The 15,661-nt window shown below is 70.2% G+C and carries 12 protein-coding genes; 11 read left to right on the top strand and 1 reads right to left on the bottom strand.

Annotated elements, in window-relative coordinates; genetic code table 11:
- Positions 1–8: 8 nt before the first annotated feature.
- Positions 9–980 carry a 2-dehydropantoate 2-reductase gene (locus ACFTZL_RS05175; protein WP_382578447.1) on the bottom strand — a complete coding sequence of 324 codons (972 nt, stop codon included), beginning with the start codon at positions 978–980 and terminating at the stop codon, positions 9–11.
- A gap of 226 nt (positions 981–1,206) precedes the next feature.
- Between ACFTZL_RS05175 and ACFTZL_RS05180 the strand changes: the two genes are divergently transcribed.
- The 11 genes from ACFTZL_RS05180 to ACFTZL_RS05230 form a co-directional block, all read left to right on the top strand.
- Complete coding sequence (locus ACFTZL_RS05180; RefSeq protein WP_382578449.1) at positions 1,207–2,541, top strand: OFA family MFS transporter; 1,335 nt, start codon at positions 1,207–1,209, stop codon at positions 2,539–2,541.
- The gene (locus tag ACFTZL_RS05185; protein ID WP_382578451.1) at positions 2,510–2,650 is read left to right on the top strand and encodes a hypothetical protein; all 141 of its coding nucleotides are present in this window, start codon (positions 2,510–2,512) and stop codon (positions 2,648–2,650) included. Before ACFTZL_RS05180 ends, ACFTZL_RS05185 begins: the two co-directional genes overlap by 32 nt.
- 175 nt (positions 2,651–2,825) lie before the next feature.
- Positions 2,826–3,764 (top strand): beta-ketoacyl-ACP synthase III, encoded by a 939-nt coding sequence (locus ACFTZL_RS05190; protein ID WP_382578453.1) that lies wholly within the window; start codon positions 2,826–2,828, stop codon positions 3,762–3,764.
- A gap of 151 nt (positions 3,765–3,915) precedes the next feature.
- Entirely contained in the window at positions 3,916–4,593 is a 678-nt protein-coding gene (locus ACFTZL_RS05195; RefSeq protein WP_382578455.1) for a GntR family transcriptional regulator, read from the top strand.
- 193 nt (positions 4,594–4,786) lie between these two features.
- Complete coding sequence (locus ACFTZL_RS05200; protein WP_382578457.1) at positions 4,787–5,968, top strand: ROK family protein; 1,182 nt, start codon at positions 4,787–4,789, stop codon at positions 5,966–5,968.
- Between the two features lie 120 nt (positions 5,969–6,088).
- On the top strand, positions 6,089–7,606 hold the full coding sequence (locus ACFTZL_RS05205) for a sugar ABC transporter ATP-binding protein (RefSeq protein ID WP_382578459.1): 1,518 nt from the start codon (positions 6,089–6,091) through the stop codon (positions 7,604–7,606).
- A complete protein-coding gene (locus ACFTZL_RS05210; RefSeq protein ID WP_382578462.1) occupies positions 7,603–8,619 on the top strand; it encodes an ABC transporter permease in 1,017 nt (338 codons plus the stop codon). The genes ACFTZL_RS05205 and ACFTZL_RS05210 overlap by 4 nt, the downstream gene beginning before the upstream one ends.
- Positions 8,620–8,636: 17 nt before the next feature.
- Positions 8,637–9,683 carry a substrate-binding domain-containing protein gene (locus ACFTZL_RS05215; protein WP_382578464.1) on the top strand — a complete coding sequence of 349 codons (1,047 nt, stop codon included), beginning with the start codon at positions 8,637–8,639 and terminating at the stop codon, positions 9,681–9,683.
- 61 nt (positions 9,684–9,744) lie between these two features.
- Positions 9,745–10,959 carry a Gfo/Idh/MocA family protein gene (locus tag ACFTZL_RS05220; RefSeq protein WP_382578466.1) on the top strand — a complete coding sequence of 405 codons (1,215 nt, stop codon included), beginning with the start codon at positions 9,745–9,747 and terminating at the stop codon, positions 10,957–10,959.
- A gap of 15 nt (positions 10,960–10,974) precedes the next feature.
- The gene (locus ACFTZL_RS05225) at positions 10,975–11,973 is read left to right on the top strand and encodes a sugar phosphate isomerase/epimerase family protein (RefSeq protein ID WP_382486637.1); all 999 of its coding nucleotides are present in this window, start codon (positions 10,975–10,977) and stop codon (positions 11,971–11,973) included.
- 119 nt (positions 11,974–12,092) lie between these two features.
- A partial coding sequence (locus tag ACFTZL_RS05230; protein ID WP_382578468.1) for a ThuA domain-containing protein occupies positions 12,093–15,661 on the top strand: 3,569 nt, incomplete at its 3' end.

Here is a 15,661-nt window from a genome sequence, read left to right on the forward strand (position 1 = left end):
GAGGCTCCTCATGCGGCGCTCCTCAGCGCGAGCAGGTCCGAGATGGCGTGCACGGTGCGCAGGGTGGGCACCTCCACGCCGGTGATCTCCGCCAGCTCGACGACCGCCGCGAGGAGTACGTCGAGTTCGAGCGGCTTGCCGCGCTCCAGGTCCTGGAGCGTGGAGGTGCGGTGGTCGCCGACCCGCTCGGCGCCCGCGAGCCGGCGCTCGATGGAGACGCCGACCTCGCAGCCGAGGGCCTGAGCGACCGCGAGCGTCTCGGTCATCATGATCTCGATGACCCGGCGGGTGCCGCCGTGCAGACACATCTGCCGCATGGTCGCGCGGGCCAGCGCGCTGATCGGGTTGAAGGAGATGTTGCCGAGCAGCTTGACCCAGATGTCGTCCCGCAGGCCGGGCTCCACCGGGCACTTGAGCCCGCCCGCCCGCATCGCGTCACTGAAGGCGAGACAGCGTGCCGAGAGGCTGCGGTCGGGCTCGCCGATCGAGAACCGCGTGCCCTCCAAGTGCCGTACGACGCCCGGTCCTTCGAGCTCGGTCGCCGCGTAGACGACACACCCGATGGCCCGTTCGGGCGCGAGTACCGCACTGACCGCGCCGTCCGGGTCCACGCTCTCGACGCGGTGGCCGTCGTACGGGCCGCCGTGCCGGTGGAAGTACCACCAGGGGATGCCGTTCTGCGCCGCGACGACCGCCGTCGTCCCGTGCAGCAACGGCTCGATCAGCGGCCCGCACGCCGCGTATCCGTTGGCCTTCAGGCCCAGGAAGACGTAGTCGACCGGGCCGACCTCGGCCGGGTCGTCGGTCGCGTGGGGGTGCGCGGTGAAATCGCCCCGCGGGCTGCGCACCCGGACTCCGTGCTGCCTCATGGCCGCCAGATGCGGTCCACGGGCGATGAGATGCACATCGGCACCCGCGCGGTGGAGCGCGGCGCCGACATAGGCGCCGATGGCACCGGCGCCGAGAACTGCGACTTTCACGGGAACACTCCGTTCGGTTTGAGGGATACCGCGGAGGTGTGACTGCCGTACGACCGCTCAGGAACTGCCGTGCGGCTTGTGTCGACGAAATATTGTCTACAGTATGGAGGTTGGGGCGGCAAGGGTCCGCGCGGCGACCGTTCGGCGCATTCTGAATACCGCTCACCGCATACGGTCGACGCGCCGCCTTTTCAACTCCCGTGCGACTGCCTACCGTCCGGGATTCATGAGTCCCCCAGTCGCGCCCCCGGGCTGGAGCCGCTGGCTCGTTCCGCCCGCCGCTCTTTCCGTGCATCTCTCCATCGGCCAGGCCTACGCCTGGAGCGTGTTCAAGCCGCCCCTCGAGTCCGCGCTCGGCCTCAGCGGCACACAGAGCGCGCTGCCCTTCCAGTTGGGCATCGTCATGCTGGGCCTGTCCGCCGCGTTCGGCGGCACGCTCGTGGAACGCAACGGCCCCCGCTGGGCGATGACCGTCGCCCTGGTCTGCTTCTCCTCCGGCTTCCTGCTCTCCGCGCTGGGCGCGTCCCTGGAGCAGTACTGGCTGATCGTGTTCGGCTACGGCTTCGTCGGCGGCATCGGCCTGGGCATCGGCTACATCTCGCCCGTCTCCACACTGATCAAGTGGTTCCCGGACCGGCCCGGCATGGCCACCGGCATCGCCATCATGGGCTTCGGCGGCGGTGCGCTCATCGCCTCGCCGTGGTCGGCGCAGATGCTGGAGTCCTTTGGGTCCGACAGTGGCGCCATCGCGCTGGCGTTCCTGGTGCACGGCCTGGCGTACGCCGTCTTCATGCTGCTGGGTGTGCTCCTGGTCCGGGTTCCGAGCAGTGCCCCAGGGGCGCGGGGAACTGCGCGACAAGCCCCCACCGGCCCGCAGGTCTCGGCGAACCAGGCCATCCGCACCCCGCAGTTCTGGTGCCTGTGGCTCGTGCTCTGCATGAACGTCACCGCCGGCATCGGCATCCTGGAGAAGGCCGCCCCGATGATCACGGACTTCTTCGCGGACACCTCCACACCGGTGTCCGTGACGGCCGCCGCCGGCTTCGTCGCCCTGCTGTCGGCGGCGAACATGGCGGGCCGCATCGGCTGGTCGTCGACGTCCGACCTGATCGGCCGCAAGAACATCTACCGCGTCTACCTGGGCGTCGGCGCGCTGATGTACGCGCTCATCGCCCTGTTCGGCGACACCTCCAAGCCGCTGTTCATCCTGTGCGCGCTGGTCATCCTCTCCTTCTACGGCGGCGGTTTCGCGACGATCCCGGCGTATCTGAAGGACCTGTTCGGCACGTACCAGGTCGGCGCCATCCACGGGCGGCTGCTCACCGCCTGGTCCCTGGCCGGTGTGCTCGGCCCGCTCATCGTGAACTGGATCGCCGACCGGCAGGAGGAGGCGGGCCGGCACGGCGCGTCCCTGTACGGGCTGTCGTTCGTCATCATGATCGGCCTGCTGGTCGTCGGCTTCGTCGCCAACGAACTCGTCCGGCCCGTCGACCCCCGCCATCACGTCCCGCAGTCGAAGGAGGCCGATCGTGTCCAGCAGCAGCAGTCAGAGTCCGCCTAGCCCGGACCGGCGGTGGCTGATCGCCTTCGCCTGGGTGTGGGTGGGTGTACCGCTCGCCTACGGGCTGTACGAGCTCGTCCGGAAGGCGACGCAGCTGTTCACCGGGTGAGGACCGCGGTGGGACCGGGTTCCGGCGTGCGACAGGTGCCCGGGCGTCCGCGGTCCTGACCGAAGCTGACAAGCCTGGCGCTCGTTTCCTGTTGCCTTGGCTGCCGTCGTACCCGTGAGTCACTGATCAGACTGGTGGGTCCCGCTACCCAAGGCAACGAGGGGGACCCACCCACATGAACGGCTCGCGCATCGCCGCCGTCGGCCACTACCAGCCCGCCAAGGTGCTCACCAACGAGGACCTGGCGGGCTTGGTGGACACCAGTGACGAGTGGATCAGGAGCCGGGTGGGCATCCGCACCCGCCACATCGCCGGGCCCGACGAACCGGTCGACGAGCTGGCCGCCCACGCCGCCGCCAAGGCCCTCGCGGCAGCCGGCCTCGCCCCCGCCGACATCGACCTGGTGCTGGTCGCGACCTCCACCGCCGTCGACCGCTCGCCCAACATGGCCGCCCGGGTCGCGGCCCGCCTCGGGATGCCGCAGCCGGCCACGATGGACCTCAACGTGGTGTGCGCCGGTTTCACCCACGCCCTGGCCACCGCCGACCACGCCGTTCGCGCGGGGGGCGCGAGCCGTGCGCTGGTCATCGGGGCCGACAAGATGTCCGAGGTGACCGACTGGAGCGACCGCAGCACCTGCGTGCTCGTCGGGGACGGGGCCGGGGCCGCGGTGGTCGAGGCCGCCGAGGAGTCCGGCATCGGGCCGGTGCTGTGGGGTTCGGTGCCCGAGATGGGAAACGCGGTGCGGATCGAGGGCACGCCGTCCCGTTTCGCCCAGGAAGGGCAGAGTGTCTACCGCTGGGCGACCACGCAGTTGCCGCCCATCGCGCGCCGGGCGTGCGAGCGGGCCGGGCTGGAGCCGGCGGACCTCGCCGGGGTCGTGCTGCACCAGGCGAACCTGCGCATCATCGAGCCCCTCGCCGAGAAGATCGGTGCCGTGAACGCCGTCGTCGCGCGCGATGTCACCGAGTCCGGGAACACCTCCGCCGCGAGCATCCCGCTCGCCTTCTCCAAGCTCGTCGAACAGGGCGCGGTCTCCACCGGCGACCCGGTCCTGCTCTTCGGCTTCGGCGGGAACCTGTCGTACGCGGGACAGGTCGTGCGCTGCCCCTGAGCCCTCGGCCGCCATGGTGTGACGCGGCCAACTGCCCGAAACCCTGGCCTTTGTGCGCCGTAGACTGTAGACGAAAGACAATCGATACTGACTCTGCGGCGACACGGTAGCCGCCGCGCTGTGCACGGCCCTGCCGAGGAGGGGGACCGCGATGCTGTCGACAGGCCTGCCCCAGGGGGCGGTACCCAAGCTGGAACGCCCGGGTCCGCTGCGTGACCGCGTCTACGAGGCACTCCTCGAACTCATCACCACCCGGGCCCTCCAGCCCGGCCAGCACCTCGTCGAGAGCGAACTCGCCGGGCATCTGGGGGTCTCCCGGCAGCCGGTGCGCGAGGCGTTGCAGCGGCTCAACACCGAGGGGTGGGTCGATCTGCGGCCCGCCCAGGGCGCGTTCGTGCACGAGCCGACGGAGGAGGAGGCCGACCAGCTCCTCACGGTCCGTACGCTCCTGGAGGCCGAGGCGGCCCGGCTCGCGGCGGCGAACGCCGACACCGCCGGCCTCACCGCCCTGGAATCCCTCTGCGCGGAGGGCGAGAAGGCCGTCGAGGCCGACGACGTGGACGGCGCCGTCGGCATGAACGCCCGCTTCCACGCCAAGATCATGGAGCTCGCCGGCAACGCCGTCCTCGCCGAACTCGCCGCCCAGGTCGACCGTCGTGTGCGCTGGTACTACACGCCGGTGGCCCGTCAGCGCGGCCATCAGTCCTGGATCGAACACCGCGAACTGATCGCGGCGATCGCCGACCGGGACGAACAGCGGGCGACCCAACTGATGCGCGCACACACGGAGCACACGCGGCGGTCGTACCACGCCCGGGCGCGTTCGTAGAACCTTCAGCGGCTGTCGGCAACTCCCACCCCTCGTCTTTGTCCTGTGAGTGGAAAAAGTGGAGGGCAATTCCTGCGCGACTTCTTCCCACCTCCGGCAGCCGCTGCTACGTTCCCTCCGAAAGCAAGCCACTGATGTGGCGGAAAACCGGCGCGCACAGGCCGATCGAGGCGGGGAGGGGCTCGTGAGACGTATGACCGCACGACCCGGAAACGCCCACCAGGCCCGACTGCTCACGCTGTTGCGCGACGGCGGCCCCAACTCCCGTGCCCAGTTGGGCGACCAGGTCGACCTCTCGCGGTCCAAGCTCGCCGTGGAGGTGGACCGGCTGCTGGAGACGGGGCTGGTCGTGGCCGACGGACTCGCCGCCTCGCGCGGTGGCCGCCGCTCCCACAACATCCGGCTCAACCCGGGTCTGCGCTTCCTCGGCGTCGACATCGGCGCGACCTCGGTCGACGTCGCCGTCACCAACGCCGAACTGGAGACCCTCGGCCACATCAACCAGCCCATGGACGTACGCGAAGGCCCGGTCGCGGTCTTCGAGCAGGTCCTGGCCATGGCCGCGAAACTGAAGGCCTCCGGGCTCGCGGAGGGGTTCGACGGCGCCGGCATCGGCGTCCCGGGCCCGGTCCGTTTCCCCGAGGGCATCCCGGTGGCACCGCCGATCATGCCCGGCTGGGACGGCTTCCCCGTGCGGGAGGCGCTCAGCCAGGAACTCGGCTGCCCGGTCATGGTCGACAACGACGTGAACCTCATGGCGATGGGGGAGCAGCACGCGGGCGTCGCCCGCACCGTCGCCGACTTCCTCTGCGTCAAGATCGGCACCGGTATCGGCTGCGGCATCGTCGTCGGCGGTGAGGTCTACCGCGGTACGACGGGCAGCGCCGGCGACATCGGGCACATCCAGGCCGTGTCCGACGGCAGGCCCTGCGCCTGCGGCAACCGGGGCTGCCTGGAGGCCCACTTCAGCGGGGCGGCCCTCGCCCGCGACGCCACGGAGGCCGCCCAGCAGGGGCTTTCGGCCGAACTGGCATCGCGGCTGGAGACGAACGGCGGTCTCACCGCCGTCGATGTCGCCGCCGCGGCCGCCGCGGGCGACGCCACCGCACTCGACCTGATCCGCGAGGGCGGCAATCACACCGGCCAGGTCATCGCCGGCCTGGTCAGCTTCTTCAATCCGGGCCTGGTGGTGATCGGCGGCGGGGTGACCGGCCTCGGTCACACGCTGCTCGCCGCGATCCGCACCCAGGTCTACCGCCAGTCGCTGCCGCTGGCGACCGGCAATCTGCCCATCGTCCTGGGCGAGTTGGGACCCGCCGCCGGTGTCATCGGCGCGGCCCGGCTCATCAGCGACCACCTGTTCTCACCTGCGTAAGCACTCGCTCGACAGGCTCACCCGCACCATTCGCCGCTTTGCCCTGCCCTGCCCTGCCCTGAACACGCCTGTTCGAAAAGCGCCCTGAAACCGGCCGCACGCCCGCCAAGGGGAATTCGCATGGCACCAGAACCACCGCTGCTCAGCATGTCCGGCATCACCAAGTCGTTCCCCGGAGTCCGGGCGCTCGACGGCGTCGACCTCGACGTCCAGGCCGGTGAGGTGCACTGCCTGCTCGGCCAGAACGGCGCCGGCAAGTCGACCCTCATCAAGGTCCTGGCCGGTGCCCACCAACCCGACACCGGCACCATCCGCTGGCGCGACGAGGAGGTCACGCTCCGCTCGCCGATCGCCGCCATGCGCCTCGGCATCGCCACCATCTACCAGGAACTCGACCTGGTGGAGCATCTGTCGGTCGCCGAGAACGTCCACCTGGGCCATGAGCCGACCGCCGCCGGGTTCGTCGTACGCGGAAAGGCGGCCAAGGCCTCGACCACCGCCCTGCTCAAGCGACTCGGGCATCCGGAGGTCGATCCGGCCCGCCTGGTCGGGGAGTTGTCGGCCGCTCAGCAGCAGATCGTGTCCATGGCCCGGGCGCTCTCCCACGACGTGCGGCTCATCGTGATGGACGAGCCCTCCGCCGCCCTCGACCCGGACGAGGTCGACAACCTCTTCCGTATCGTCGGCGATCTCACCGCCGCCGGAGTCGCCGTCGTCTACATCTCGCACCGTCTGGAGGAGATCCGCCGCATCGGCGACCGGGTCACCGTGCTGAAGGACGGACGGGCCGTCGCGAACGGGCTTCCGGCGAAGTCGACACCGACCCGCGAGGTCGTCGCGCTGATGACCGGCCGCAACGTCGAGTACGTCTTCCCCGACCGGCCCGTCTCCCCGCCGACTGGTGAATCGGTTCTCCAGATTCAAGGGCTGGCCCGTCGAGGGGAGTTCGAGGCCTTCGACCTGGAGGTCAGGCCGGGCGAGATCGTCGGCCTCGCCGGACTCGTCGGCTCGGGCCGCTCCGAGATCCTGGAGACCGTCTACGGGGCCCGGAAACCGACGTCAGGTCAGGTGCTGGTCGACGGACGGCCCTTGAAGTCGGGCAGTGTACGGGCCGCCGTCCGGGCCGGACTCGGGCTCGCCCCCGAGGAACGCAAGGCCCAGGCCCTGCTGATGCTGGAGTCCGTCACCCGCAATGTGTCGGTCTCCTCCATGTCCCGCTTCTCGCGCGGCGGCTGGATCGACCGGGGCGCCGAACTCGGTGCCGCCCGGGCCGCGACGCGCGAGCTGTCGCTCAGGCCGGACAACCCGTCCGTGCCCGTGCGCACCCTGTCCGGCGGCAACCAGCAGAAGGCCGTCCTGGCCCGCTGGCTGCTGCGCGGCTGCCGGGTGCTGCTGCTCGACGAACCCACCCGCGGCGTCGACGTCGGCGCCCGCGCCGAGCTCTATGCCGTCGTCCGCCGGCTGGCCGACGAAGGCCTCGCCGTGCTGCTGGTCTCCAGCGAGGTGCCCGAGGTGCTCGGCCTCGCCGACCGCGTCCTGGTGCTGCGCGAGGGCCGTGTCGTCCACACGGCACCCGCGCGCGAACTCGACGAACACCGCGTACTCGACCTGGTCATGGAAGGAAGCCCGGCGTCATGACGCAGCCCGTCTCCCCGCCGCGGGACAGCACCGCCAAGGTGCCCGAGGCGCAGCCCCCGGCCTGGCGCGGCCTGCTGGCCCGCGCCGACGTCCGCACCCTCTCGCTGCTCGGCGTGCTCGCCGCGCTGATCCTCGTCGGCGGCATCACCAAGCCCGACGAGTTCCTCGACACCCGCAACCTGCAACTCGTCCTCACCCAGGCCTCCGTGGTCGGCGTCGTCACCGTCGGCATGACCTTCGTCATCGTCTCCGGCGGCATCGACCTGTCGGTCGGCGCGATCGTCGCCCTCGCCTCGGTGTGGGCCACCACCGTCGCCACCCAGGAGTACGGCTTCGCCGGCATCCTCTTCACGGCGTTGATCGTCGGAGTCGGCTGCGGCCTGGTCAACGGGGTGCTCATCGCCTACGGCGCGATGGTGCCGTTCATCGCCACCCTCGCCATGCTGGCCTCCGCCCGCGGCCTCGCCCTGCAGATCACCGACGGCAAGACACAGATCGTCACCGTGCCCTCCGTCCTCGACCTCGGCGAACGCGATGCCTACATCCTCGGCATCCCGCCCCTGGTCCTGGTCTTCGCCGCCGTGACGGTCATCGGCTGGCTGGTGCTCAACCGCACCACCTTCGGCCGCCGCACCGTCGCCGTCGGCGGCAACCCGGAGGCCGCCCGGCTCGCCGGCATCGACGTACGCCGCCAGCGGCTCTACCTCTATCTGCTGTCCGGGCTGTGCTGCGGCATCGCCGCCTTCCTGCTGATCGTCCTGTCCGGCTCCGGCCAGAACACCAACGGCAACCTCTACGAACTCGACGCCATCGCCGCCGCGATCATCGGCGGCACCCTGCTCACCGGCGGCCGGGGCACCATCACCGGCTCCGTGCTGGGCGTCCTGATCTTCTTCACGATCACCAACATCTTCGCCCTGAACAACCTGCAGAGCGACGTCCAGCAGATCGCCAAGGGCGCGATCATCGTCGCCGCCGTGCTGGTCCAGCGCCGTACCGCGAGCACGACCTGAGGAAAGGGTTCACCGCCATGACAGAGATCACGAGCCGCAGAGGACTGCTCTTCGGGGCCGCCGCCGTCTCCGCCGGTGCCCTCCTCACGGGCTGCACGAGCAACGAGCCCTCCGACTCCAAGGACGAGCCGGCCGGGAACGACCAGCCCGCCGCCGACGACAAGCCCGGCAAGAAGGTCACCATCGGCTTCGCCGGACCGCAGGCCGACCACGGCTGGCTCAACGCCATCAACGACAACGCCAAGGAGCGCGCCGGGAAGTACTCGGACGTCACCCTGGAGATCACCGAGGGCTCCAACGACACCGCCCAGCAGATCGGCCAGATCGAGACCCTCATCAACAAGAAGGTCGACGTCCTGGTGGTGCTGCCCGCCGACGGCAAGGCCCTCACCCAGGTCGGGCTGAAGGCGATGCGCGCCGGCATCCCGGTCGTCAACCTCGACCGGATCTTCAACACCCCGCAGGCCTACCGCTGCTGGATCGGCGGCGACAACTACGGCATGGGCCTCAACGCCGGGCACTACATCGGCGAGAAGCTCAAGGGCAAGTCGGGCGCCCGCGTCATCGAACTGGCCGGCCTCGACAACCTGGAACTGACCAAGCAGCGCACCAAGGGCTTCGACGACGCCCTGAAGAACTACCCCAACATCAAGAAGGTCGCCCGCCAGGCCGCCGACTTCACCGTCGAGTCCGGCCAGGCCAAGATGGCCCAGCTGCTCCAGGCCCAGTCCAAGTTCGACGCGCTGTGGAACCACGACGACGACCAGGGCGTGGGCGCGCTGCGCGCCATCGAGCAGGCCGGGCGCGACGGCTTCCTGATGGTCGGCGGCGCGGGCGCGCTCTCCGCCTTCCAGGCCATCAAGCAGGACGACGGCGTACTCAAGGCGACGGTGCTCTACCCGCCCACCATGGCCGCCTCCGCGATCGACCTCGCCCGCGCCCTCGGCCAGGGCAACGGCATCAGCGGCATGGCCGAGTTCGAGATCCCCGCGTCGATCACGCTCTACTCGGCCGTCGTCGACAAGACCAACGTCGACCAGTACATGCCCACCGGCTTCCGGTGACCGGTTCCGCCCCCGCACCCCCCACGTGCGCGACCCCGACCAGGACGAGGAGGACTCCCACATGGGACAGCCGCAGCAGCAGTCAGAAGGGACCGAGGAGGCGGGCAAGCCACCCCTGCGCGTGGGGATGGTGGGCTACGCCTTCATGGGCGCCGCCCACTCGCAGGGCTGGCGCACCGCGGGCCGCGTCTTCGACCTGCCGCTGAACCCGGTGCGGGCCGCGATCTGCGGCCGGGACCGGGACGCCGTTCGGGCGGCGGCCGACCGGCACGGCTGGGCGTCCACCGAGACCGACTGGCGTGCCCTCGTCGAACGGGACGACATCGACCTCGTCGACATCTGCACCCCCGGCGACAGCCACGCCGAGATCGCGCTGGCCGCCCTGGCCGCCGGCAAGCACGTCCTGTGCGAGAAGCCCCTCGCCAACACCGTCGAGGAAGCCGCGTCGATGGAACGCGCCGCCGAAGAGGCGTACGCACGCGGCCAGGTGGCGATGGTCGGCTTCAACTACCGCCGGGTGCCGGCCACCGCCCTGGCCCGCCGGATGGTCGACGAGGGCCGCCTGGGCAGGCTACGGCACGTGCGTGTGACGTACCTCCAGGACTGGCTCATCGACCCGGACTTCCCGCTGACCTGGCGGCTGCGCAGGGAGCAGGCCGGCTCGGGCTCGCTCGGCGACCTGGGCGCGCACATCGTCGACCTCGCGCAGTACCTGACGGGGGAGCGGCTGGCGGGTGTCTCCGCGCTGACCGAGACCTTCGTACGGGAGCGGCCGCTGCCCACCGGCGCCACGAGCGGGCTGTCCGCCGTCTCGTCCGCCGGCACCGGCCAGGTCACCGTGGACGACGCCGCCCTGTTCACCGCCCGCTTCCCCTCCGGCGCCCTGGCCTCGTTCGAGGCCACCCGCTATGCCACCGGCCGCAAGAACGCCCTGCGCATCGAGCTCAACGGGGAGCGCGGCTCGCTCGCCTTCGACCTGGAGCGGCTCAACGAGCTGTCGTTCCACGACGGCACCGAGCCGGGCGCGGAGGCCGGCTTCCGCCGCATCCTCGTCACCGAACCCGACCACCCCTACCTGGACGCCTGGTGGCCGCCGGGCCACGGCCTCGGCTACGAGCACACCTTCGTCCACCAGGCCCGCGACCTGGTCCACGCCGTCGCCGAGGGCCGCCGCCCCGAACCCTCCTTCGCCGACGGGCTGCAGGTGCAGCGCGTGCTCGCGGCGGTCGAGGAGAGCGCCGAGAAGAACTCCGTCTACACCCCGATAGCGGTCTGAGGAGGCTGACGCGCGATGCCGCGTACGTTCACGCTGTTCACCGGCCAATGGGCCGACCTGCCGCTGGAGGAGGTCTGCCGGCTCGCCCGCGACTTCGGCTACGACGGCCTCGAACTCGCCTGCTGGGGCGACCACTTCGAAGTCGACAAGGCGCTCTCCGACCCGGGGTATCTCGACGGCCGCCGGGCTCTGCTCGACAAGTACGGCCTCAAGTGCTGGGCCATCTCCAACCACCTCGTCGGCCAGGCCGTCTGCGACGCCATCATCGACGAACGCCATCAGGCCATCGTGCCGGACGCGGTGTGGGGCGACGGAGACCCGGAAGGCGTACGGCAGCGGGCCGCGGAACGCATGAAGGACACCGCGCGCGCCGCGGCCGCCTTCGGCGTCGACACCGTCATCGGCTTCACCGGCTCCGCCATCTGGCACCTGGTCGCCATGTTCCCGCCCGCCCCCGACGCGATGATCGAACGCGGCTACCAGGACTTCGCCGACCGCTGGAACCCGATCCTGGACGTCTTCGACGCCGAGGGCGTGCGGTTCGCGCACGAGGTGCACCCCAGCGAGATCGCCTACGACTACTGGACGACGGTCCGCGCGTTGGAGGCGGTCGGCCGGCGCCCCGCCTTCGGTCTCAACTTCGACCCTTCGCACTTCGTGTGGCAGGACCTCGACCCGGTCGGCTTCCTCTGGGACTTCCGCGACCGGATCTACCACGTCGACTGCAAGGAGGCCCGCAAGCGCCTCGACGGACGCAACGGCCGGCTCGGCTCCCACCTGCCCTGGGGCGACCCGCGGCGCGGCTGGGACTTCGTCTCCGCCGGGCACGGAGACGTCCCCTGGGAGGACGTCTTCCGGATGCTGCGCTCCATCGACTACCAGGGCCCGGTCTCGGTCGAGTGGGAGGACGCCGGCATGGATCGGCTCCAGGGGGCGCCCGAGGCGCTGACCCGGCTGAAGGCCTTCGACTTCGAGCCACCCAGCGCGTCCTTCGACGCCGCGTTCAACAGCTGAACCACGCACCTTCCTTGTGTTCAGGTCACACACCTCCGGGGTGACGGCGCACCCCGGCGCCCGCACCGCACGTCTACGCACCCATCCCGTACGGCCCACCCCGTTCCCGGAGGGACTTCGTGCACAGAACCAGACTCAGAAGCACCCGCACCGCCAGGCATCCCGGACTGCGCGCCACCGTCGCCCTGTTCACCGGCCTGCTCCTGGCCGTGGGCGCCCCGGCCACCGTCGCCGGCGCCCATCCCGGCCACCCGGAACACGACGAACCGGCGGCCGCCGAGGGCCAGTTCCAGCAGGTGCCGCTCGCCAAGGGCGAACCCGAGATGGGCGAGCCGATGTCGCTCGCCGTGCTCCCGGACCGCAGCGTGCTGCACACCTCGCGCGACGGCACGCTGCGCCTCACCGACCAGGGCGGTGTCACCAAGGTCGCCGGCAAGATCCCCGTCTACAGCCACGACGAGGAGGGCCTCCAGGGCGTCGGCATCGACCCGGACTTCAAGAACAACCGGGCGATCTACCTCTACTACGCCCCGCCCCTCGACACCCCCGCGGGCGACGCCCCGGAGACCGGCACCGCCGAGGAGTTCAAGAAGTTCGACGGCGTCAACCGCCTCTCCCGCTTCGTCCTGAACGCCAACGGCACGCTGAACACGGCCAGCGAGAAGAAGGTCATCGACGTCGCGGCCTCCCGCGGCCTGTGCTGTCACGTCGGCGGCGACATCGACTTCGACGCGGGCGGCAACCTCTACCTGTCGACCGGTGACGACACCAACCCCTTCGCGTCCGACGGCTACACGCCGATCGACGACCGCGAGGGCCGCAACCCCGCCTTCGACGCCCGCCGCAGCTCCGCCAACACCAACGACCTGCGCGGCAAGATCCTGCGGATCAAGGTCGCCGAGGACGGCTCGTACACCGTCCCGGCGGGCAACCTCTTCGCCCCGGGCACGGACAAGACCCGTCCCGAGATCTACGCGATGGGCTTCCGCAACCCGTTCCGGATGAGCGTCGACGACAAGACCGGCGTCGTCTACGTCGGCGATTACGGCCCCGACGCGGGCGCCGCCGACCCCAAGCGGGGCCCGGGGGGACAGGTCGAGTTCGCCAAGGTCACCAAGGCCGCCAACTTCGGCTGGCCGTTCTGCACCGGCAACAACGACGCGTACGTCGACTACGACTTCGCCACCAAGGAGTCCGGCGAGAAGTTCGACTGCGCCGCCCCGAAGAACACCTCGCCGTACAACACGGGCCTGACCGACCTGCCGCCCGCGCAGGCCGCCTGGATCCCGTACGACGGCGGCTCGGTGCCCGAGTTCGGCAGCGGCTCCGAGTCCCCGATGGCCGGCCCGGTCTACCGCTACGACCCCGACCTCGACTCCAAGGTGAAGTTCCCCGAGGCCTACGACGGCGACTTCTTCGCGGGTGAGTTCGGCCGCCGCTGGATCAAGCGGATCGAGGAGAACACCGACGGCTCCGTCGCGAAGATCAACGACTTCCCGTGGACCGGCACCCAGATCATGGACATGGAGTTCGGCCCCGACGGCGCGCTCTACGTCCTCGACTACGGCATCTCCTGGTTCCAGGGCGACGAGCACTCCGCGCTGTACCGGATCGAGAACGCCGAGGACGGCTTCTCCCCGATCGCCGAGGTGAGCGCCGACAAGACGTCCGGAGCGGCCGGGCTGAAGGTCAAGTTCACCGGCTCGGCCAAGGACGCAGACTCCCCGGACCTCACCTACAGCTGGGACTTCGGCGACGGCACCAAGGGCGAGGGTCTCAACCCCACCCACAAGTACAAGAAGGTCGGCACCTACACCGCCACCTTCACCGCCAAGGACGCCGAGGGTCACACCGGCAACGCCAGCACCCGGATCGTGGTCGGCAACACCGAGCCCAAGGTGAAGATCGACATCCCGGGCAACGGTGCCCTGGCCGAGTTCGGCAAGCCCGTCCCCTTCAAGGTGACCGTCACCGACCCCGAGGAGACCGTCGACTGCTCCAAGGTCAAGGTCGCCTACAGCCTCGGCCACGACTCCCACGCCCACGAGCTGACCAGCGAGATGGGCTGCGAGGGCACGTTGAAGCCGCCCCCCGGTGACGGCGGCCACGATCCCAACGCCAACATCTACGGCGTCGTCGGCGCCAGTTACACCGACGGCGGGGCAAACGGCCAGGAGACGCTGACCGGCACCGCCCGCGCCGTGCTCCAGCCGCTGCACCGCCAGGGCGAGCACTTCACCACCCAGTCGGGCGTGACGGTGATCGACAAGACCGGCGCCAACGGCGGCAAGACCGTCGGCAACATCGACGACGGCGACTGGATCTCCTTCACCCCGTACCGGTTCGACGGGCAGAAGAAGATGACCGTGCGAGCCTCCTCCGGCGGCGCGGGCGGCTTCATCGAAGTGCGCACCGGCTCGCCCGACGGACCGCTCCACGGCTCGGCGTACATCCCGCCGACCGGCGGCTGGGAGACCTTCCAGAACGTCGGCGTGCCACTGCGGTCGCTGCCCAAGCGCGCCACGGACATCTACCTGGTCTTCAAGGGCGGCGAGGGCGCGCTGTACGACGTGGACGACTTCGAGTTCTCCAAGGAGCCGTTCAAGGGAGGCAAGAAGGTCCTGGTCTTCTCCAAGACCGCAGGCTTCCGGCACGACTCCATCCCGGCGGGCATCACCGCCCTGAAGGAGCTCGGCGGCCCGGCCGGCATCACGGTCGACGCGACCGAGGAGGCCCGCCAGTTCACCACGACCAACCTCGCCAAGTACGACGCGGTGGCCTTCCTGTCCACCACCGGTGATGTGCTGAACGCCGAGCAGCAGAAGGCGTTCGAGGACTACGTGGCGGGCGGCGGCGGTTACATGGGTATCCACGCCGCGGCCGACACCGAGTACGACTGGCAGTTCTACGGCGGACTCGTCGGCGCCTACTTCGACTCGCACCCGGCCATCCAGAAGGCCACCGTCCGTGTCGAGGACCACGACCACCCGTCGACCGCGCACCTGGACGACGCCTGGGAGCGCACCGACGAGTGGTACAACTACCGCACCAACCCGCGTGAGCAGGCCAAGGTCCTCGCCACCCTGGACGAGACCACCTACCAGGGCGGGAACATGAAGGGCGACCACCCGATCGCCTGGTGCCAGAGCTACGGCGGCGGCCGGTCCTTCTACACCGGCGGCGGCCACACCAAGGAGTCCTACGCCGAGGAGGCCTTCCGGGCCCATCTGCTCGGCGGCCTCCAGTACGCCACCGGCCAGGTGAAGGCCGACTGCAAGCCGGGCAAGGACTACCGGAAGATCTTCAACGGCCAGACCCTGGACGGCTGGAAGCAGGCCGGCCCCGGCAAGTTCAACGTCAAGGACGGCACCCTGGAGTCCGAGGGCGGCATGGGCCTGCTCTGGTACCAGGCCAAGGAGCTGAAGTCGTACTCCCTCAAGCTCGACTGGAAGATGCGGGGCGACGACAACTCCGGGATCTTCGTGGGCTTCCCGGCCTCCGACGACCCCTGGTCCGCGGTGAACAAGGGCTACGAGATCCAGATCGACGCCACGGACGCGCCCGAACGCACCACGGGCTCCGTCTACTCGTTCAAGTCGGCGAACATCAAGGCCCGTGACCAGGTCCTGCGTCCGCCCGGCCAGTGGAACTCCTACGAGATCAAGGTCCAGGGCGAACGCCTCCAGGT

It is taken from the genome of Streptomyces sp. NPDC056948 (assembly GCF_042674225.1).
In the GTDB taxonomy this organism is placed as follows: Bacteria; Actinomycetota; Actinomycetes; order Streptomycetales; family Streptomycetaceae; genus Streptomyces; species Streptomyces purpurascens.